At 75.1% G+C, this 17852-nt stretch carries 20 protein-coding genes and 1 pseudogene; 10 read left to right on the top strand and 11 right to left on the bottom strand.

Annotation, left to right across the window (positions count from 1 at the left end; translation table 11 throughout):
* Window positions 1-81: 81 nt before the first annotated feature.
* Complete coding sequence (locus tag ACWGKU_RS19925; protein ID WP_359906373.1) at window positions 82-504, bottom strand: tautomerase family protein; 423 nt, start codon at window positions 502-504, stop codon at window positions 82-84.
* A gap of 124 nt (window positions 505-628) precedes the next feature.
* Window positions 629-1336 carry an SDR family oxidoreductase gene (locus tag ACWGKU_RS19920; RefSeq protein ID WP_452178575.1) on the bottom strand — a complete coding sequence of 236 codons (708 nt, stop codon included), beginning with the start codon at window positions 1334-1336 and terminating at the stop codon, window positions 629-631.
* A gap of 180 nt (window positions 1337-1516) precedes the next feature.
* Between ACWGKU_RS19920 and ACWGKU_RS19915 the strand changes: the two genes are divergently transcribed.
* Both ACWGKU_RS19915 and ACWGKU_RS19910 read left to right on the top strand, forming a co-directional pair.
* Entirely contained in the window at window positions 1517-2134 is a 618-nt protein-coding gene (locus tag ACWGKU_RS19915; RefSeq protein ID WP_452178576.1) for a helix-turn-helix domain-containing protein, read from the top strand.
* 51 nt (window positions 2135-2185) lie between these two features.
* Complete coding sequence (locus ACWGKU_RS19910) at window positions 2186-2905, top strand: HAD family hydrolase (protein ID WP_452178577.1); 720 nt, start codon at window positions 2186-2188, stop codon at window positions 2903-2905.
* Between the two features lie 112 nt (window positions 2906-3017).
* Here the strand turns inward: ACWGKU_RS19910 and ACWGKU_RS19905 are convergent, their stop codons facing one another.
* Window positions 3018-3668 carry a GNAT family N-acetyltransferase gene (locus tag ACWGKU_RS19905; RefSeq protein WP_452178578.1) on the bottom strand — a complete coding sequence of 217 codons (651 nt, stop codon included), beginning with the start codon at window positions 3666-3668 and terminating at the stop codon, window positions 3018-3020.
* Window positions 3669-3809: 141 nt separating this feature from the next.
* Between ACWGKU_RS19905 and ACWGKU_RS19900 the strand changes: the two genes are divergently transcribed.
* Window positions 3810-5051 (top strand): acyltransferase family protein, encoded by a 1242-nt coding sequence (locus tag ACWGKU_RS19900; RefSeq protein WP_452178579.1) that lies wholly within the window; start codon window positions 3810-3812, stop codon window positions 5049-5051.
* Window positions 5052-5100: 49 nt separating this feature from the next.
* Window positions 5101-5475, top strand: a complete 375-nt coding sequence (locus ACWGKU_RS19895; protein ID WP_452178580.1) for a hypothetical protein — start codon at window positions 5101-5103, stop codon at window positions 5473-5475.
* A gap of 83 nt (window positions 5476-5558) precedes the next feature.
* On the opposite strand, the gene ACWGKU_RS19890 is transcribed toward ACWGKU_RS19895, so the two are convergent.
* Complete coding sequence (locus ACWGKU_RS19890) at window positions 5559-6386, bottom strand: alpha/beta fold hydrolase (protein ID WP_452178581.1); 828 nt, start codon at window positions 6384-6386, stop codon at window positions 5559-5561.
* Window positions 6387-6432: 46 nt separating this feature from the next.
* Window positions 6433-7098, bottom strand: coding sequence for a DUF4097 family beta strand repeat-containing protein (locus ACWGKU_RS19885; RefSeq protein ID WP_452178582.1), 666 nt, complete (start codon window positions 7096-7098; stop codon window positions 6433-6435).
* Between the two features lie 333 nt (window positions 7099-7431).
* Between ACWGKU_RS19885 and ACWGKU_RS19880 the strand changes: the two genes are divergently transcribed.
* A complete protein-coding gene (locus ACWGKU_RS19880) occupies window positions 7432-8169 on the top strand; it encodes a helix-turn-helix domain-containing protein (RefSeq protein ID WP_359906480.1) in 738 nt (245 codons plus the stop codon).
* A 55-nt stretch (window positions 8170-8224) separates the two neighbouring features.
* On the opposite strand, the gene ACWGKU_RS19875 is transcribed toward ACWGKU_RS19880, so the two are convergent.
* The 3 genes and pseudogenes from ACWGKU_RS19875 to ACWGKU_RS19865 form a co-directional block, all read right to left on the bottom strand.
* The gene (locus tag ACWGKU_RS19875) at window positions 8225-8911 is read right to left on the bottom strand and encodes a hypothetical protein (RefSeq protein WP_452178583.1); all 687 of its coding nucleotides are present in this window, start codon (window positions 8909-8911) and stop codon (window positions 8225-8227) included.
* A complete protein-coding gene (locus ACWGKU_RS19870; RefSeq protein ID WP_452178584.1) occupies window positions 8908-9099 on the bottom strand; it encodes a hypothetical protein in 192 nt (63 codons plus the stop codon). Before ACWGKU_RS19870 ends, ACWGKU_RS19875 begins: the two co-directional genes overlap by 4 nt.
* Window positions 9100-9652: 553 nt before the next feature.
* Window positions 9653-10591: pseudogene (locus ACWGKU_RS19865) on the bottom strand (NADP-dependent oxidoreductase).
* A gap of 136 nt (window positions 10592-10727) precedes the next feature.
* On the opposite strand from ACWGKU_RS19865, the gene ACWGKU_RS19860 reads away from it, so the two are divergent.
* Entirely contained in the window at window positions 10728-11138 is a 411-nt protein-coding gene (locus ACWGKU_RS19860; protein WP_452178585.1) for a winged helix-turn-helix transcriptional regulator, read from the top strand.
* Window positions 11139-11335: 197 nt separating this feature from the next.
* Window positions 11336-11725 (top strand): hypothetical protein, encoded by a 390-nt coding sequence (locus tag ACWGKU_RS19855; protein WP_401055030.1) that lies wholly within the window; start codon window positions 11336-11338, stop codon window positions 11723-11725.
* Between the two features lie 32 nt (window positions 11726-11757).
* Here ACWGKU_RS19855 and ACWGKU_RS19850 read toward each other — a convergent pair whose 3' ends face one another.
* The 3 genes from ACWGKU_RS19850 to ACWGKU_RS19840 form a co-directional block, all read right to left on the bottom strand.
* A complete protein-coding gene (locus tag ACWGKU_RS19850) occupies window positions 11758-12360 on the bottom strand; it encodes an AAA family ATPase (protein ID WP_401055031.1) in 603 nt (200 codons plus the stop codon).
* Between the two features lie 182 nt (window positions 12361-12542).
* Window positions 12543-13076 (bottom strand): DUF6328 family protein, encoded by a 534-nt coding sequence (locus ACWGKU_RS19845; RefSeq protein ID WP_452178586.1) that lies wholly within the window; start codon window positions 13074-13076, stop codon window positions 12543-12545.
* A gap of 11 nt (window positions 13077-13087) precedes the next feature.
* Window positions 13088-13744: a MarR family winged helix-turn-helix transcriptional regulator gene (locus ACWGKU_RS19840; RefSeq protein WP_452178587.1), complete on the bottom strand. Its 657-nt coding sequence runs from the start codon at window positions 13742-13744 to the stop codon at window positions 13088-13090.
* Window positions 13745-13792: 48 nt separating this feature from the next.
* On the opposite strand from ACWGKU_RS19840, the gene ACWGKU_RS19835 reads away from it, so the two are divergent.
* From ACWGKU_RS19835 to fusA, 3 genes are all read left to right on the top strand, one after another.
* Window positions 13793-14743 carry a DMT family transporter gene (locus ACWGKU_RS19835; protein ID WP_452178588.1) on the top strand — a complete coding sequence of 317 codons (951 nt, stop codon included), beginning with the start codon at window positions 13793-13795 and terminating at the stop codon, window positions 14741-14743.
* A gap of 77 nt (window positions 14744-14820) precedes the next feature.
* Window positions 14821-15339 (top strand): hemerythrin domain-containing protein, encoded by a 519-nt coding sequence (locus tag ACWGKU_RS19830; RefSeq protein WP_401051150.1) that lies wholly within the window; start codon window positions 14821-14823, stop codon window positions 15337-15339.
* A 384-nt stretch (window positions 15340-15723) separates the two neighbouring features.
* Window positions 15724-17820, top strand: coding sequence for an elongation factor G (gene fusA / locus ACWGKU_RS19825; protein WP_452178589.1), 2097 nt, complete (start codon window positions 15724-15726; stop codon window positions 17818-17820).
* Window positions 17821-17852 lie beyond the last annotated feature (32 nt).

The following is a 17852-nucleotide window of genomic DNA, read 5'->3' as shown; positions in this document are numbered from 1 at the left end:
TCCGGGGGGGTGCGGGAGGCCCGTGCCGGTGGGCCTCCCGCTCCGCCGTACCGCCTCCGGCGGCGGTGAGGTGCAGTGGGGTCAGTAGGGCAGGGGCCGGTTCTCGCGGGCCCACGCGCGTTCGGCCTCGCTGCGGGGCGGGGGCGGGGCGATGCCGTCCGTCATCCACAGGTCCTGGGGCGTCTCGTCGATGTGGAACTCGCAGTACAGGCCGCGCTCGGCGGTGTGGGGTGCGAGGAGGGCGGCGAGGCTCTCACGGGTGTGCCGGCGCGCCTGCGGGTCCGCGTTGTGGCGGGCGATGTGCTCGACCACAATGCGCACCGCGCTGTCGGCCGGTTCGCCGCCGACGTGGAAGGAGTCGGCGGCGATCTCGTGGAAGAGGGTCATGACGTAGAACCTCGGCAGCCCGATACGGGTGTAGAACCCCGTGACGTCGCCGGCCAGTTGACGCTTCTGCTCGGGGGTGTAGGTGCCGGGAGGGTGGTAGACGTGCCACAGCGGCATGGGGTGTGCTCCTCGGTGTCGGTGTCGGTGTCGGTGTCGGCGTCGGTGCGTGCTGGTGTCGGTGTGCGTCGGTGCGTGTCGGCCCTGGCGTGTCGGCCCTGGTGCGCCGGTCCCGGCGCGGGGGTCAGCGGCCGATGCGCACGGTGAGGCCCTCCACCGGCCCGGACAGGGCGGCCTTGACGGCCCGGGTGGCGTCGTCGACGAGGACCTCGCTCTCGCCGCGCGCCAGGGCGTCCAGCACGATCCGGGCGACCTCGGCCGGCGGGACCTTCTCGACCGGGAGGGCCGCGACCATGTCGGTGTCCGCGAAGCCCAGGTGCACGCCGAGGACCTGGGTGTGCTGGGCGGCGAGCTCCAGGCGCAGGGAGTTGGTCAGCGACCACAGCGCCGCCTTGGACGCCCCGTAGGCCCCGGCGCCCGCGCCCCAGGACAGCAGCGAGTGGATGTCCACCAGCGCGCCGCCGCCGCGCGCGGCCAGCATCGGCGCGAACGCCCGGGCGACGCGCAGCGGGCCGAGGACGTTGGTCTCGAAGGTGGCCCGGACCTCCTCCAGGTCACCGGTCAGCAGCGGCCCCGGGTGCAGGACGCCGGCGTTGTTGAAGACGATGTCGACGTCGTCGGCGGTGGCGGCCGCGGCGGTCACCGAGGCGTCGTCGGTGACGTCCAGGGCGAGGACCTCCACCCGCGGGTCGCCGCCGGCGCCGGGGGCGGGGGTGCGGGCGGTGGCGTAGACCTTCCCCGCGCCGCGCGCCAGCAGCTCCGAGACGAACGCCCGGCCCAGGCCGCGCAGGCCCCCGGTCACCAGGACGGTGGAGCCTTCGATCACGGTCATGCGCATCTCCTCGCTCTTGGGGCGGCACCGGCCGTGACTGGCGGCGCCGCAGCGTTTAGATTATTACCATCATCTAAACGGGATGGGAAAGTGGACCCCGGGAACACCACCCGGGAGCACCGCCCGGGAGCACCGCCCGGGAACACCACCGCCGTCCGACACGAGGAAGGGAGCCGCGGCATGCCCCGCGTCTCACGCGCCGAGGCCGAACGCAGCCGCCGCCGCGTCATCGACCACACCGCCCGCCTGATCCGGGAGAAGGGCCCCGACCAGGTCAGCGTCCCCGAGGCGATGGCCGCCGCCGGACTCACCCACGGCGGCTTCTACCGGCACTTCGCCTCCAAGGACGACCTCCTCGCCCAGGCCCTCGCCGCCGCCTTCACCGAACGCCGCGAAGCCATGGAACGACTCGCCGACCGGCCCGGCGACCAGCCCGCCGACCGGCCCGGCGACGACCGCACCCCCCGCGCCGAGTTCCTCGACCGCTACCTGTCCGAACCCCACCGCGACCACCCCGGCCACGGCTGCACCGCCGCCGCACTGGCCGCCGACGCCGCCCGCACCGAACCCGGCTCCCCCCTGCGCACCGCCTACACCGCCGGACTGCACGAACTCGTCGACGCCCTGGCCGCACTGCCCGAAGGCGCCGGACGGCAGGAGACCCTCGCCGACCTGTCCACCATGGTCGGAGCGCTGCTGCTCGCCCGCGCCAGCGACGACACCGCACTGTCCGAGGAGTTCCTGACCGCCGCCCGCCGCCGCCTGGCCGGCGGGGACGGGGCGCCGCGGACCGCATAGGGTCCGTACGTGACCGGGCCGACCCGGACGGAACCAGCGGAAGGACGGACCGTGCCGATCAGAGGCGTGATCTTCGACGTCGACGACACCCTGTTCGACTACTCGGGCTCGGAACAGGCAGGCATCCTCGCCCACCTGCACCACCTCGACCTGCTGCACCGCGCCCCCGACCCGCAGAGCGCCGTGACGCTGTGGCGCGAGGTCATGCGGGAGCAGTACGCCCGCTTCCTGGCCGGCGAACTGACCTTCGCCGGGCAACAGCGCGAACGCGCCCGCCAGTTCCTCGCCCGCCTCGGCGAGGACACCACCACGATGCCCGACGAGACCGCCGCCGCCTGGTTCGCCGGCTACACCGCCCACCGCAACGCCGCCTGGACCGCCTTCCCCGACGCCGCCCCCACCCTCGCCGCCCTCGCCCCCACCCACCGCCTCGGGATCGTCTCCAACGCCCCGATCGACCAGCAGCGCCCCAAACTCCACGCCACCGGCCTGCTGCACCACTTCGACGACACCGCCCTCGTCGGCTCCGACCGGCCCGGCGAGGCCAAACCCGACCCCGCCATCTTCCGGACCGGCTGCGCCCGCCTCGGCCTGCCCCCGCACGAAGTCGCCTACGTCGGCGACAACTACGACCTCGACGCCCTCGGCGCCCGCAACGCCGGTCTGCACCCCTTCTGGCTCGACCGCACCGCCACCCGCACCGCCCCGGTCGACGACGGCATCCACGTCCTGCACACCCTCACCGCGCTGCCCGCCGCCCTCCACACCTGACCCGGGCCGCCCCCGCGCACGGGAAGTCGGCCGGGCCGACTTCCCACTCCCTGGGGCGTGTTGGCCGCCGGCCGTCCGCTGGTGGGGTGGGGAGGGCGCGCGGGGGCCGGGGTCAGTCGGTGAGGCCGAACATGGTGCGGCAGTCGGCGCTCAGGCCGGTGACGGAGACCGGGGTGCGGGCGTGTTCGGCCCAGGCCTCGGGGCTCAGGCGCAGGCGCTCGGAGACCACCACCCGCCCGTCCAGGACGTCCCGGTCGATGCCGTCGCCGCGGTAGCCGAGCCTGCGCGAGACGGCCAGGGAGGAGTGGTTGTCGGCGAAGGAGAGCGAGGTCGCCGAGCGCGCGCCCAGCTCCGCGAAGGCCAGGTGGAGCATCGCGGCCCGCATCTCGGTGCCCAGGCCCTTGCCCTGGTGCTCCAGGCCGAGCCAGGAACCGGAGACGATCTCGCGCCGCACGCCGAACTCCTCGGCGCGCATGTCCTGGATCCCCACCGGGCGCCCCTCGTGGAAGGCGACCAGGTCCAGCGCCCAGTGCTGCGCGCTCCAGCGGCCCAGCCGTGCCCAGTGCGACTGCATCACGTGCCGGGCGCGTTCGGCCAGCGGCAGCTCGCCCCACGGCGTCAGGAACGGACGGTCCTGGGGCAGGTGGACGCCGCGCGCGGCGACGTCCGCCACCTCGGCGAGTTCGTCCTCGGTGGGCAGGCGCAGCTCCAGGCGGGGCGAGGTCACGCGCAGCCCCCGCAGGGGCCAGTGGTCGGTGATCATCGAACCAGTGTGCCCAGCGGGCGCACGACCCGCACCACCATTTCCACCCGGCTCGCCACCCCCGCGCTCCGCCCCGCTTTACGCCTTCCGGGCGATACCGACAGTGACCCAGCTTGACGCACAGTCACCTAAGGTCATGTTATGAGTGCACGAAGTGATGCTCTGCTCGTCGGAGAACCGCCACCCCCGCACCGCCTGCCCACCCTCACCGCCCTGCGCTTCGCCGCCGCCCTCGCCGTCTTCCTCTTCCACGCCTTCCTCGTCACCGACCCGCTGCGCCCCCGGGCCCCGCTCGGCTTCTTCGCCGACCCCCGCCTCGCCGCCGCCCTCGCCCACGCCACCTCCAAGGCCGGCTACGCCGGGGTCTCGTTCTTCTTCGTCCTCAGCGGCTTCGTCCTGACCTGGTCCGCGCGGGAGGGTGAGCGCCCCGCCGCGTTCTGGCGCCGGCGCCTGGCCCGGATCTACCCCAGCCACCTGGCGATGTGGGCCGCCGCCGCCCTCCTGTTCGCCTGGGCGTGCCCGGTGCGGGTCTGGCTGCCCAACCTCCTGCTCGTGCACGCCTACTCGCCCGACCCGAACATCAACTCGGGTATGAACATGCCCAGTTGGTCGCTGTGCTGCGAGGTCCTGTTCTACCTGCTGTTCCCGCTCCTGCGCCGCGCCGTACGGTATCTGCCCGAACGCGCCCTGCGCCCGGCCCTGGCCGCCGTCCTGCTGGTGGCCGCGGCCGTCGCGGGGGCCGACGCCGCCCTGCTGCCGGCCCACCCCCGTATCCCCCAACTGCCGGTGTCGCTCGACCAGTTGTGGTTCGGCTACCTCTTCCCGCCGGCCCGGCTGCCGGAGTTCGTCCTGGGCATGCTGCTGGCCCGGGCCGTCGCCGCCGGTCTCGCCCCGCGCGTCCCCCTCGCCCCCGCCGCCCTCCTCGTCGCGCCCGCCTACGCGCTCACCCTCACCGTCCCCTCGCCCTACGACTTCGTCCTGCCGATGGCCCTGCCGATCGCCCTGGTCATCTGCGCCGCCGCCCACCACGACCTGTACCGCGGCGGCCCGCGACCCGGGCCGCGCCGCCTGGCCCAGTGGCTGGGCGGCGTCTCCTTCGGCTTCTACCTCTGCCAGGGCGTCGTCCTCTTCCACGGCCGCCCCCTCGTCCTCGGCGACCGCACCTACCCGACCCCGATCGCGGTCCTGCTGACGCTCGCCGCGTTCGCCGCGACCCTGGCCGCCGGAGCCCTCGTCCACACCCTGGTCGAACGCCCGGCGGTACGGCGCCTCGCCCGCCGCCGTGGCGCGGCGGGGGGAGACCTGGACAGGCTCCGCCCATGTCGAGCCGGCACCGATCGAGGGGATTCACCGCCGCCCAGCTCTCGATCATCGACGAACTGAGCATCCTCCCGTTTCCCGGGCGGGAGGTCCGGCCGGGGAAGGACCGTCGATGGGGTGGTCCCGGACACCATGTGGCAGTGCTCGGGAGAGCCGGGACTTCTGGGACGACCGCGGCGAAGAGATCGTCGAGGCGGCCGAACAGGAGCTGGAAGCCGATCTCCACGCACTGACGGCCGTTCTGGCCGACCGTTGGGGAGATCCGGCGACGGTCGAACTGTGGCCGGATCTCGGGTTCGACGACCCGGATCCCGAATCGGCGGCTCCGGAGCCGCTGGGCTTCCTGGGCAACGTCGCCGGCACCATGCGCGTGTGGTGGCTGCCGTCCGGCGGCCGTTGGTTCGCGCTGGCCATCGGCCAGGCCGATCCGGAGTTCCCGTTCGAGCTGCTGGCCGCCGTCGGTGAGGAGTCCTCGCTTCCGCGCTGAGCCGCGGCGCGCAGGGCCGCCGTTCCGGCGGGCCGCCAGGTGGCGGCAGGTGGCGGCCGGTGCCGGTGCGGGTGCGGGGGCCGTCAGTGGCCGGGGGCGGGGCGGTCGAGGGCGGCGACCTCGCGGACGGCGTCGGCGATGGCGCGGAAGTCCTTCTTCAGGATCGCGCCGTGGTTGCTGGGGACCTTCGCGCTGATCTCGATGTGCGGGTTGCGCTCGGTCACCGCGGGCAGGGCCGCGCGGATGATCTCCTGCTCCTCGCCCTTGCTGCCCAGGGACACCCCCGAGGCGACCACGTACCGGGTCGGGACGGTGACGGCGTCCAGCACCGGGCCCAGTGCGCCGGCGCTGCCGATCCTGCCGAGCTCGATGTTGCAGTCGGACATCTGCCGGTGGGTCATCCGCGGGGTCAGGCCGGTGGGGCGCATCAGCGCCATGAGCGGCGCCCACTGCCGGAACTGCCTGCGGATGCGCTGCTCCATCTCCTCGGTGAGCCAGTCGTAGGGCTGCGCGCCGTCGACCAGGACGGCGCCGATGGTGCGCCGCGGGTTGCGCGAGGCCTGGTGCGCGCCGAGGAACGCCCCGTAGGACCAGCCCACCAGCAGGGCCCGCTCGACGCCGCGGGCGGTGAGGACGGCGTCGATGTCCCGGACGGCGGCCTCGAAGGAGTAGTCCGCGGAGCGCTTCGACCGGCGGCCGCGGGCCCGCTCGTCGTAGGTGATGTGCCGGAACCGCGGGCCGAGTTCGGTGATGACGCGGCGCCAGTAGCTCTGGGTGGCGAACTGGCCGTTGAGGTAGAGCACGGGCAGGCCCGGGCCGCCGGTGTCGGTGACGGCGAGGGCGGTGTCGTCGACCGGCAGCATGCCGGTCCACGCGCTCGGACGGGTGGTGGGTGTCGCGTTGCCGGTCATGGTGTCCCCCTGGAACTGGATGGTGTCGGCCCGGGCGGGGCCGGGGTCAGAGGCTGCGGGCGGTGATGTCGCCGTGGGAGGTGGTGGCGCGGATGTCGAGCACGGTGGTGCCGTCGTTGCGCAGGGCGTTGGCGATGCGGCCGTGGCCGGTGCCGGCGTCCAGGGCGGCCGAGGCGCCGGCGGCGGCGCCGACGGTGATGCTCCCGGCCTGGGTGGTCAGCTCGACGGTGCCGCGCCGGGCCTCGGTGATCCGGATGTCGCCGCGGGTGGTGGCGATCCGGGCGGGCCCGGTGAGCCGGCCGACCTCGATGTCGCCGTCGACGGCGGTCAGGTCCAGGCTCGCGGCCTCGTCGACCTTGGTGGTGCGGTACGCGCCGTCGAAGGCGACGTCGCCGAGGCGGCCGACGACGCGCAGTTCGGCGGTGGCGGCCCTGCCCCGGACGGCGGAGCCGGCCGGCAGCTGGACGGTGACCTCCAGGGAGCCGGTGGGGCCCAGGAGCTGGTGGCCGGTCGCGGCGGTGGTGATCCGCAGGACGCCGTCGGCGAAGGCGACGTCGGTGCGCTCGGCGGCCTGGACGTCGCGGTTCTTGCCGGCCTCGGCGGGCCGGACCTCGACGGTGGTGTCGCCGCGCTCGGCGGCGATGAACCGGACGCGCCCGCCGGGGATGTCCAGGACGACGGTGATCGGGGCGGAGGTGTCGAACTTCTGCATGGTGCGCTCCTGGGTGGATGCGGGGGTGGGTGCGGGCTCGGGCCCGGTTCCGGGCCTGCCCCGTCGGTGTTTCCGACGTTGGAAACGCTACGTTGCTTTCAAGGTCTCGGCAACTAGTTCGTTGCGTCAAAACGGCGTTGCAGCAGGTGAATGAAGGGAAACTGTTGCAACAGATGTGTCGATGAATGCAACGGCGACCATTGCGACCATTGCAATGGGTGGAAGGTGAACGCTATGGTGGGGGCGACCGGTGACCCCACCGGTAAGCACGCCGCGAACCGTGCGGCGAACCGTGCCGCGAACCGTGCGGCGACGACCACCGAGGAGAACGCGATGCCCGGAGGCAGGCTCACCCAGCAGGAACGCCGACAGATCGCGCTGGGGCTGGCCGACAGCCTCCCCTACGCCGAGATCGCCCGGCGCCTGGAACGCCCCACCTCCACCGTCACCCGCGAGGTGATGCGCAACGGCGGCCCCCTCGCCTACCGCGCCGACCTCGCCCACCGCGCCACCGAACACCGCGCCCAGCGGCGCCGGCCCGCCACCCCCGGCGCACAGCAGTCCGGCCCGCAGCCCCACGGGCGCGACAGCGAGGCCGTGGCCGCCTACGAGGAACAGCTCACCACCGTCCTGATGGGCTCGGGCCTCAACCGGATGGGCGCCCGGGTGATCACCTGCCTGTCCACCACCGACGCGGGCAGCCTCACCGCCGCCGAACTCGCCCAGCGCCTGCAGGTCAGCCCGGCGTCCGTCTCCAAGGCGATCGCCTTCCTGGAGAGCCAGAGCCTGGTACGCCGCGAACGCGACGAACGCCGCCGCGACCGCTACATCGTCGACGACGAGCTCTACTACCAGGCCGTCATCGCCAGCGCCCGTGCCAACGACCGGGTCATCGAAGCCGCCCGCCAGGGCGTCACCGTCCTCGGCCCCGGGACCCCCGCCGCCGTCCGCCTGGAGAACATCGCCCGCTTCCTCGACTTCATCAGCGAGAGCATCGTGCGCGCCGCCGACCAGGCCCGCGAAGTCCTCCACACCAAGCCGGCCTCCACCGCGGGCAAGGAACCGGAGTAGGAAGCCGGAGTGGGAAGCCGGACCCGCCGACTTCCCGCTCCGGGGCCGTGAGGGGTCAGGCCGCCCGGCGCAGGGCGGCCTTCTCGATCGTCCGGATCCGCCGCCACGTGTACACCCACGCGTCGATGTCCCGCACCCCGCAGATCTGCAGGTAGTGCCGCACCTTCTCCATCTGCGGAAGCACCGAGGCGTTGAGCATGTCGGAGATCGTGCTGCGCCGCAGGACCTTGCCGTACGCCGTGTGCCGCTGCCGGTGCAGCCTCTCGCTGCGCTCCTCCAGCCGGCGCAGCGACGGCTCGCCGGCCCAGATCCTCACGTCCCCCAGGCCCGCGACGAACTCCTCCACGGTGGAGAACATCACCGGGTCGGGTTCCCCCGCGGCCGGGACCGGCACGCGCCAGTCGGGGGCGGGAAGCTCGTCGGGGACGTGCTGGGCGGCGGGGCGCTCGGCAGCGGTGCGCCGAGCGGCGGCACGGGCTTCCTCGGCCGCCGCTTCGCGGAGGAGCAGCAGGCGCTGCCGGGCGCGACTGCTCAGGTCCATGGCCTCCAGTAGCGCCTCCAGCATCTGTTCCGAGGGAAGAATCGCCCCTCGGAACAGGCTGCCCGTGGTGCTGACCGGCAGTCCGCTCTTCCGTGAGATCGAGCTCAGGGGCGGCTGACCCACCAGCAGGCGCTGTTCCGCCAGCTCGGCGAAGAGCCGCCTGCGGGCGGAAGGGCCCTCCGCGTGAGCCGGCGTGCTCATCGCCGCCCCCGGGCAGCCGTGCCGGAGGCCTCCACCGCCGCGGTGACGACGACGGTCACCAGCGCCTCGACGGCGTACCCAAGGACGATCAGGGCGATGACGCCGGCCAGGGCGACCGCGAGGAACGCCGCGGACAGCGCGGCGCGCCGGAGGTCGTGGCTCTCGGCGTACTGCGCGGGCGGCGGCATGCGCCGCACCGCGCATCGGAACTCGAACAGCACTGTGATCCCTCTCTGAACCCTCAACCCGGACGTGGGGATTGCCGTCCCCTGGGCCGCCCGGCGGGCGGCCGGGTCAGATCATGCGCGGGCCGTGAAGGCCCGCGCAAGTTCCTGCCGGTGGGCGCGACCGGCGTCAAAAGGAGACCTGGCGAGGGGATCTGACGGCTTCTCGGGACGGCTTCGGACACCGCCGCGCCGGCACCGGAGCCCGTGCGTCCGGGGCCGTCCGAAGCCGTCCGCGTACCTGCGGGCGCAGTCGCGGGATCGCGCCTGCTCAGGGCGATCGGGCGTCCGAAGCCGTCCGGGAGTGTCCGAAGTCGTCCGGCCCGCTTGGTCGGAGCCCCGCCGGCTGCCACAGTGCAACCCGAGAGCCCTTCCCCTCAACCCGGACGGTCTCCCCGGGCGGAGCGCTGTTGCCGCAGTCCCGCCGTGACGCGGATCACATCGAAGAAGGCCTGCCCCGTCAAGGGAGCAGGCCTTCTTTCCGTTCCCCGGGGGCAGCGGCTCAGGGGGCAGCGGGTCAGGGGGTGAGGACCAGGCGGCCGCGCAGGTGGCCCGCCTCCAGGCGGCGGTGGGCGTGGGCGGCGCGGGTCAGGGGGAGGGTGTCGGCGACCCGCAGGGTGAGGCGGCCGTCGGCGGCGAGGGCGCAGAGGCGGGCGAGGGCGGGGCCGTCGGCGGTGATCCACACGTTGGCGACCCGGATGCCGCGCAGGGCCGCCGGGGCGCTGCCGGCCGCGACCGCGACGAAGGCGCCGCGACCGCGCACCGCGCCCAGCGCCCGCACGCCCAGCAGGGCGGCGTCGATCGCGCCGTCGACCCCGCCGGGCACCGACTACCGTACGGCGGCGGCCGCATCGGGCGCCGTGCGCGGCACGAACCACTCGGCGCCCAGCCCGCGCACCAGCCGCTCGTCGCCCTCCCCGGCCAGTGCGACCACCCGCAGGCCGCGCAGGACGGCCAGTTCGACGGCGAAGCCGCCGACCGCGCCCGCGGCGCCGGTGACCAGGACGGTGGAGCCGGCCGGAAGGTCGAGCAGGTCCAGGGCCTGCAGCGCGGTCAGGCCGTTCAGCGGCAGCGTCGCGGCCTGCGCGAGGGTGGCGCCCGCCGGGGCGGGCGCCAGGGTGTCCGCGTCCAGGACGACCTGGTCGGCGTAGGTGCCGAGGTCGGTGTCCAGGCGGTCGCGCAGGCCCACCACCGGCTGCCCGAGGGCGAATCGCGTCACGCCGGGGCCGACGGCGTCCACCGTCCCGGCCACGTCCCAGCCGATGCCGGTCACCGCCCGGGGCGCCATCAGCCCGGCCCCGGCGAGCACCCCGGAACGGGTGACCGCGTCCACCGGGTTGACCCCGGCCGCCGCCACCCGCACCCGCACCTGCCCGCGGCCCGGCTGCGGCAGCGCCACCTCCACCAGCTCCAGCACCTCGGGACCACCGAACTCCCGCACCACCACGGCACGCATCGCACCCACACCCCTCACGCCTCGGCTCGCGCCATCGGCTCACGCATCGGCAACTCCACCCAACCTAAGGAGAGTTACTCTCCATGGGGAAGGACGCACCCGAAGGTGCGTACCGTACGGAAAGGAGAGTGGGCCGGTGCCCACCACGACCGCCGCCCAGCGCCGCGCCGCCGAGGCCGCCGACTACGACGCCTACCTCGCCGCGTGCCCGGCCCGCCAACTCCTCGACCGGATCGGCGACAAGTGGGCCAGCCTCGTCGTCAACGCCCTCGCCGACGGACCGCTGCGCTACAGCGGTTTGCGCCGGCGCCTGGCCGGGGTGAGCGAGAAGATGCTCACCCAGACCCTGCGCGCCCTGGAACGCGACGGCCTGGTCGTGCGCACCGTCACCGCCGGGGTGCCGGTCCGCGTCGACTACGCGCTCACCGCGCTCGGGCGCGACCTGCTGCCGCTCATGCGGCAGATCAAGGCCTGGGCCGAGTCCCACATGCCGCAGGTGCTCGCGGCGCGCGCCGCGTACGACGACGGGCGCCGGGCGCCGGGATGACCCGAACGCCGCCCCCGGCCGGGCGGGCCGACGGGCCGGGTGGGCCGGGTGGGCCAACCGGCCGGTGGGGGAGGCGGACCGGGGCGCAACCTCCGGTGGGCCGGCTCGTTGGGCCGTACAGGTCGGACCGACCGACCGACCGACCGACCGGCCGGGGCGGGAGCGCGCCGCCCCCGGCCCTGACGGATGGGGATGTCATGACCGACACCGACACCGCCGCGGGCTCCGCGGTCCGCAGCGGCAGCCCGGACTCCGCGGTGGACCGGGTGGCCGACTTCTACGGCGCCTACGTCGACGCCGTCTCCGACGGCACCGACGACCTGGGCGACCAACTGCGCTCCCACTACCTCACCGAGGACTTCCGTCAGCGGCTGGCGGCCTGGGAGGAGGCCAACCATGCCGACGGCGTGCTGCGCGCCCAGGACGTGCCCACCCGCTGGGAGGTGCGCCACCACGACTCGGGCGCCGGGCACCTGTTCACCACCGTCACCCTGACCTGGGGCACCGGCCCCGACGCCGGGCACACCCGGCTGGCGGTGCAGAGCGACCTGAGTACCAGGCTGATCTCGGACATCGAGGAGGGCTGACCGGGCCCGCCGGACGCCCGCCCCGGCCGCTGTCACGCCAGGGCGGCGGCCAGGCGCTCGGGCAGGGTGGCGTACGGGCGGCAGTCGACCACGGGCAGCGCGTGGGCGCGGGCCTGGTCGGCGAGCCAGGTGCTGTAGCGGGCGCTGACGGCGGCGCGCTCGGGCTGCGGGCCCGAACCGGGCTCGCGGTCGGCGTAGTTGGCGCCGATGCGCCGCGGGTCGTCCTCGTGCAGGAAGACCGCGCGCACGCGCCGGCCCTGCCCGGCGGCCTCGGCGGCGGCGCGGGCGGCGGCGGCCGGGGTGAGGTAGTCGCCCTCCACGATCGCGGGCACGTCCACGGTGAGCCGGTTGCGCACGACGCCCAGCAGCGCGTCGTCCAGGGCGCGGGCGGTGGCGATCTGGAGCTCCAGGACGCGGTCGGCGGGCAGTGCGTCGGGGTCGGGCACGGTGGCGAAGTGGTGCAGGCCGGGGTGGCCGGCGGGGGTCGTGGCGGCCTGGAGGGCGGCAACGACGTCGTCGAACTCGACCACGAACGCGCCGTGCCGGGCGGACAGGCGGGCGGCGGCGCGGCTCTTGCCGATGCCGGACGCGCCGCCGATCAGCAGGACGTCCCACGGGCTTTCGTCGGTATGCATACCGGCACGGTAAGCGGTCCGGGGTGCGGGTGGGCTCCGTGGGGTGGGGGAGGCGGCCCGGCGGGCGCCTCCCGGCCCGGCCCCCGGCGCCCGGCAGCCGGCCCCGGCCCGGTCCGTGGTCCGCCGCCCGTGCAACCCCGCTGCGGGCGGCGGCAGCGGCGAAGGCGGCGGCAGCGGTCGGGTCAGGCCTGGTCGCGGGCGGCGGAGCGGCGCACCGCCCAGGGCAGGACGAACCACAGCACAGCGAAGACCAGCGCGATGGTGCAGGTGATCGGCACCGCCGGCGCGGTGCCGAGGACGACGTCGAGGACCAGCAGCACGGCGCCGGTCAGCGCCGAGGCGAGCAGCAGCAGGCCCACCTGGGCGATGCGGACGGAGACGGTGACGATCCGCTGCTTGCCGGGGTGGTGGTACAGGCCGCGGTGCAGGGCGACGGGAGTGGCCAGGACGGCCGCGGCGATGACCGACAGCAGCAGGGTGATGACGTAGATGTCCTGCTGGGCGTCGGTGAGCTGGGTGAAGCGCGGGGTGAAGGCGACGCCGAGCAGGAAGGCGAAGACGATCTGCACCCCGGTCTGGAGCACCCGCAGTTCCTGGAGCATCTCCACCAGGCGCCGGTCGGCCCGCACCTCGGGGTTCTCCCAGCCGGGCGGGGGAGCGGGGGAGGGCCGGTGGTCGGGCGTCGGGGCATCCGGTGGGGGAGGGGCGCTGGCCATGGGTCAGCTTCTCACGGCCCGTCGTCAACGCCCCGCTCCGTACGGCCCGCGTCCCCGGTGCCCCCGGCGCGGCTTCCGCCGGTGCGGCTTCCACCCGGGCCTCCGGTGCCGTCCAGGCGGTGCTGCCAGGCGGTGAGCAGGCCCTGCAGGGCGGCGGCCTCCTCGGTGCTCAGGTGCGCCAGCAGGCGGTGCTCGTTGCGCAGGTGGGCGGTGAACGCCTCGTCGAACAGGCGCCGGCCGGCGTCGGTGAGGGCGACCACGCGCCCGCGCCGGTCGTCCACGGCGGGGCGGCGGGTGACCAGCCCGGCGCGCTCCAGCCGGTCGATCCGCTTGGTCATCGCGCCGGTGGTCACCATCGTGTGCGCGGCCAGCTCGCCCGGGGCCCGCTCGTACGGGGCGCCGGCGCGGCGCAGCGCGGCGAGCACGTCGAACTCGCCCTCGCCCAGGCCGTAGCGCTGGTAGACGAGGGTCAGCTCGGCGGTCAGGCGGGCGGCGAGGCGGTGCAGGCGCCCGATGACGGCCAGCGGGGAGACGTCGAGGTCGGGGCGCTCGCGCCGCCATGCGGCCTGGATCTGGGCGACGTGGTCCGGGGACCGCTCCTCGTACCGGTCCTCGTGCCGGTCCTCGTGCCGCTCTTCGTGCCGGTCCTCGTGCTGGTCGGGCTCCATGGACACCACCCTACGCCAGTAGCTTCCCAGGAAGCTATATTGCCTTCCATGGAAGCCACCAAACGCTGGGTGCTGCTCACCGCCCTCGCCCCCGTCGCCTGGGGCGCCAACTACTGGGTCACCCACGCCCACCTGCCCGCCGACCGCCCCCTGTGGGGCGCCGCCCTGCGCGCCCTGCCCGCCGGACTGCTGCTGCTCGCCCTCGCCCGCCGCCGCCCGCACGGCGCCTGGTGGTGGCGCAGCGCCCTGCTCGGCCTGCTCAACACCGCCGCGTTCTTCGTCCTGCTCTACCTCGCCTCCCAACTGCTGCCCACCAGCGCCGCCGCCACCCTCATGGCCGCCTCCCCGCTGGCCCTGCTGCTCACCGCCTGGGCGCTGGCCGGGCAGCGGCCGCGCCGCGCGCACCTGGCGGGATCGGCGGTGGGCCTGGCCGGGGTCGCCCTCGCACTGGCCGGAACGGGGGAGGGGATCGGCTGGGCCGGGCTGGCGGCCTCCGCGGCCGCGATGCTCGTCTCCTCCGTCGGCTACGTGCTGGCCGCCCGCTGGCGCGAGGGCGCCGACCCGCTCACCGCCACCGCCTGGCAGCTGACCGCCGGCGGCCTGGTGCTGCTGCCGCTCGCCGCCGCCGCCGAGGGCCCGCCCCCGCCGGCGGACGGGCCCACCCTGCTCGCCTTCGGCTACACGACCGTGGTCGCCACCGCGCTCGCCTTCACCTGCTGGTTCGCCGGGCTGCGCCACCTGCCGGCCGGCACGGTGGGCCTGCTCGGACTGCTCAACCCGCTCACCGGCGTGCTGCTGGGCACCGCGCTGGACGGCGACCCCTTCGGGGTGCGCCAGGGCGCGGGACTGGCGCTGGTGGTCGCCGGCATCCTGCTCGGACGCCCGCGCGCCGGCGCCGCCGAGCCCGCACCGGCCGCCGAGCCTCCCGCCGAGCCCGAGCCCGAGCCCGAGCCCGAGCCCGGCCCCGCCGCCCGCTTGCCTTCCGGTCGGGGCGCGTGATCCGATGGCGCGAGCATCGCGTGCCGGTGACGGACTGCGTCAGGCATGGAGGTGCGGAACCGAAGGGACCGCCACCCGTGGCCTCCCCCTCCACCGGCCGTACGGCCGCCCTCAGCCTGCAACTCTCCCGCGCGCACCAGGACTTGCGCCGCCGCCTCGCCGACCTGCGCACCAATCTCGGCCGGCCCCGCCGCCCGGACGGCGACGGCAGCGAACTCCTCACCCACTGCCTGGCCTTCTGCACCGCCCTGACCAACCACCACCAGGGCGAGGACACCGGCCTGTTCGCCCAACTCCTGCGCGAGCGCCCCGACCTGGCACCGACCATCGGCAAACTCGTCGAGGACCACGGCTTCATCACCCACATCCTCGCCCGGGTGCGCCACCTCGCCGACCGGGCCGCCGGGCAGTCCGACGCCGTCGTCCAGGGCGCCACCGGCGCCGACCTGGAGGCGATCGGACGCGAACTCGACGGACTCGCCGCCATCATGGACTCCCACTTCGGCTACGAGGAACGGGCCATCGGCGCCGCCCTGGACGCCGGGGTGCGCGACGACGGCTGGTCGGAGCCGGTGCTGCGCTTCCGGGCGCCGTAGGACCCGGCACCGTAAAACCCGTCGCACCGGCCGGCCCGCCTTCCCTACACTCGCCACGCGGCCGCGCCCCGACGCGCGGCCCGCCGCGACAACGTGACAACCGCGGCGACCGCGACGACGAACGGGACGAGAGAGGGGGCGGGCGGCCATGCCGAAGCAGAGCGCCGCCGCCCCCTCTCCCGCGTCGCGGTACGAGGTGATCCTGGTGTCCCTGGCCTCCCGGTGCCCGCTGCGCGGCCGGCACCGGAGCAGTGCTGCCACCGTCTGACACCGGCCTGTCCGGCCGTCGTCCCATTCCGTGGTCATGAATCCGACGATCCGTCGGCACTGCTGGAATCGCGCGCCCACCCCACGAGCGGAACCGCCTCGAAAGGCACCCGGGCCATGCGCACCCACACCACCACCCGCAGCACCACCACCCGCAGCACCACCGGCACCACCGCCGCCGCGACCGCCGGTATCGCCGCCGTCCGCAACCTCGGCATCCTCGCCCACGTCGACGCCGGCAAGACCACCGTCACCGAGCGGATCCTCTACCTCACCGGCACCACCCACAAGCGCGGCGAGGTCCACGACGGCACCACCGTCACCGACTTCGACCCCCAGGAGCGCGACCGCGGCATCACCATCTTCGCCGCCGCCGTCAGCTGCGCCTGGGCCGGGCACCGGATCAACCTCATCGACACCCCCGGCCACGTCGACTTCGCCGACGAGGTCGAGCGCTCCCTGCGGGTGCTCGACGGCGCGGTGGCGGTGTTCGACGCGGTCGCCGGCGTCGAGCCGCAGAGCGAGTCGGTGTGGCGCCAGGCCGAACGCCACGGCGTGCCGCGCATCGCCTTCGTCAACAAGCTCGACCGCGCCGGCGCCGACCTGGACGCCGCCGTCGCCGCCATCCGCGAACGCCTGCATCCGCGCCCGCTGGCCGTCCACGTGCCCATCGGCGCCGAGGAGTCGTTCACCGGCGTCGTCGACCTGATCGGCCTGCGCGCCCTCACCTGGGACGACGACGGCACCCTGCACGAAGGCCCGGTCCCGGCCGGCCTCGAAGCCGTGGCGGCCGAGCGCCGCCGCGCCCTGGAGGAGGCGGTGGCCGAACTGCACCCCGAAGCCCTGGAGGAGTTCTGTGCCCGCGCCACCCTGGGCGCCGACACCCTCACCGCGGCCCTGCGCGACCTCACCCGCACCGGCGAGGTGGTCGTGGTGCTGTGCGGCTCCGCCTACCGCAACCGCGGCATCGAACCGCTCCTGGACGCCGCCGTCGCCTACCTGCCCTCCCCGCTCGACGTCCCGCCCACCCGCTCCGCCGACCGCGCCCAGCAGCGCGACCCCGACCCCGAACAGCCCCTGACCGCCCTGGCGTTCAAGGTCACCTCCGCCCCGACCGGGCGCCTGACCCACCTGCGCCTGTACGCCGGAACCCTCCACAAGGGAGCCACCGTGCTCGACACCGCCACCGGCCGCCGCGAGCGCGTCGCCCGCATCCTCACCGTCCTGGCCGACCGCCACACCGAGACCGACAGCGCCCGCGCCGGCGACATCGTCGCCGTCGTCGGCCCCAAGCACACCCGCGTCGGCGCCACCCTGTGCGACGCCGACCACCCCATCGTCCTGGAGGCCCCCGTGAGCGCCGAACCGGTCGTCACCGTCGCCGTCGAGGCCCGCCGCGCCGCCGACACCGACAGACTCGCCGCCGCCCTCGCCCGCCTGGCCGAGGAGGACCCCTCGCTGCGCGTGGCCACCGACCCGGAGACCGGCCAGCGCACCCTGTCCGGCCTGGGCGAACTGCACCTGGAGGTCGCGGTGGAGAAGGTCCGGCGCGAGGCCGGCGTCGAAGCGGTCGTCGGGCGCCCGCGCGTCGCGCTGCGCGAGGCCCTCACCGAGGGCGTCACCGGCTTCACCTACCGGCACGCCAAACAGGACGGCGGCGCCGGGCAGTTCGCCCACCTCGTCCTCGACGTCCACCCCCTGCCGGCGGGCACCGAGGGGGAGTTCGCGTTCACCTCCACCGTCACCGGCGGCCGGGTGCCGCGCGAGTACGTGCAGGCCGTCGAGGCCGGCTGCCGAGACGCCCTGGCCGAGGGCCCGCTCGGCGGGCACCCGGTCACCGGCGTCGCCGTCACCCTCACCGACGGGGCCACCCACCCCAAGGACTCCTCCGAGCTCGCCTTCCGCACCGCCGCCCGCCTCGGCCTGCGCGAGGCCCTGCGCGCCTCGCGGATGCACCTGCTGGAACCGCTCGCCGAAGTGAGCGTCACCGTGCCCGAGGACGCCCTCGGGACCGTCCTGGGCGACCTCGCCGCCCGCCGCGGCCACGTCCGCTCCACCGAACCCGGCCACGGCGCCACCGCCCGGGTCGGCGCGCTGGTGCCGCTGGCCGAACTGTTCGGCTACGCGGGCCGCCTGCGCGGCCGCACCCAGGGCCGCGGCACCTTCACCACCCGCCCGGCCGGCTACGCCCCCGCGCCCACGCCGGCCGGCTGAGCGGCACGGACCGGCTGAGCGGCGCCGGCCGG

This window comes from Kitasatospora sp. NPDC054768 (assembly GCF_053612025.1).
Note: the sequence above shows the minus strand (reverse complement) of the source record. Positions and strands in the feature narration are given on the sequence as shown.

Excerpts from the sequence above, each read along its gene's own strand:
- ACWGKU_RS19925 (WP_359906373.1), bottom strand. The coding sequence starts at position 504 with ATGCCGCTGTGGCACGTCTACCACCCTCCCGGCACCTACACCCCCGAG.
- ACWGKU_RS19920 (WP_452178575.1), bottom strand. The coding sequence starts at position 1,336 with ATGACCGTGATCGAAGGCTCCACCGTCCTGGTGACCGGGGGCCTGCGC.
- ACWGKU_RS19915 (WP_452178576.1), top strand. The coding sequence starts at position 1,517 with ATGCCCCGCGTCTCACGCGCCGAGGCCGAACGCAGCCGCCGCCGCGTC.
- ACWGKU_RS19905 (WP_452178578.1), bottom strand. The coding sequence starts at position 3,668 with ATGATCACCGACCACTGGCCCCTGCGGGGGCTGCGCGTGACCTCGCCC.
- ACWGKU_RS19900 (WP_452178579.1), top strand. The coding sequence starts at position 3,810 with ATGAGTGCACGAAGTGATGCTCTGCTCGTCGGAGAACCGCCACCCCCG.
- ACWGKU_RS19895 (WP_452178580.1), top strand. The coding sequence starts at position 5,101 with ATGGGGTGGTCCCGGACACCATGTGGCAGTGCTCGGGAGAGCCGGGAC.
- ACWGKU_RS19890 (WP_452178581.1), bottom strand. The coding sequence starts at position 6,386 with ATGACCGGCAACGCGACACCCACCACCCGTCCGAGCGCGTGGACCGGC.
- ACWGKU_RS19885 (WP_452178582.1), bottom strand. The coding sequence starts at position 7,098 with ATGCAGAAGTTCGACACCTCCGCCCCGATCACCGTCGTCCTGGACATC.
- ACWGKU_RS19880 (WP_359906480.1), top strand. The coding sequence starts at position 7,432 with ATGCCCGGAGGCAGGCTCACCCAGCAGGAACGCCGACAGATCGCGCTG.
- ACWGKU_RS19875 (WP_452178583.1), bottom strand. The coding sequence starts at position 8,911 with ATGAGCACGCCGGCTCACGCGGAGGGCCCTTCCGCCCGCAGGCGGCTC.
- ACWGKU_RS19870 (WP_452178584.1), bottom strand. The coding sequence starts at position 9,099 with ATGCCGCCGCCCGCGCAGTACGCCGAGAGCCACGACCTCCGGCGCGCC.
- ACWGKU_RS19855 (WP_401055030.1), top strand. The coding sequence starts at position 11,336 with ATGACCGACACCGACACCGCCGCGGGCTCCGCGGTCCGCAGCGGCAGC.
- ACWGKU_RS19850 (WP_401055031.1), bottom strand. The coding sequence starts at position 12,360 with ATGCATACCGACGAAAGCCCGTGGGACGTCCTGCTGATCGGCGGCGCG.
- ACWGKU_RS19845 (WP_452178586.1), bottom strand. The coding sequence starts at position 13,076 with ATGGCCAGCGCCCCTCCCCCACCGGATGCCCCGACGCCCGACCACCGG.
- ACWGKU_RS19840 (WP_452178587.1), bottom strand. The coding sequence starts at position 13,744 with ATGGAGCCCGACCAGCACGAGGACCGGCACGAAGAGCGGCACGAGGAC.
- ACWGKU_RS19835 (WP_452178588.1), top strand. The coding sequence starts at position 13,793 with ATGGAAGCCACCAAACGCTGGGTGCTGCTCACCGCCCTCGCCCCCGTC.
- fusA (WP_452178589.1), top strand. The coding sequence starts at position 15,724 with ATGCGCACCCACACCACCACCCGCAGCACCACCACCCGCAGCACCACC.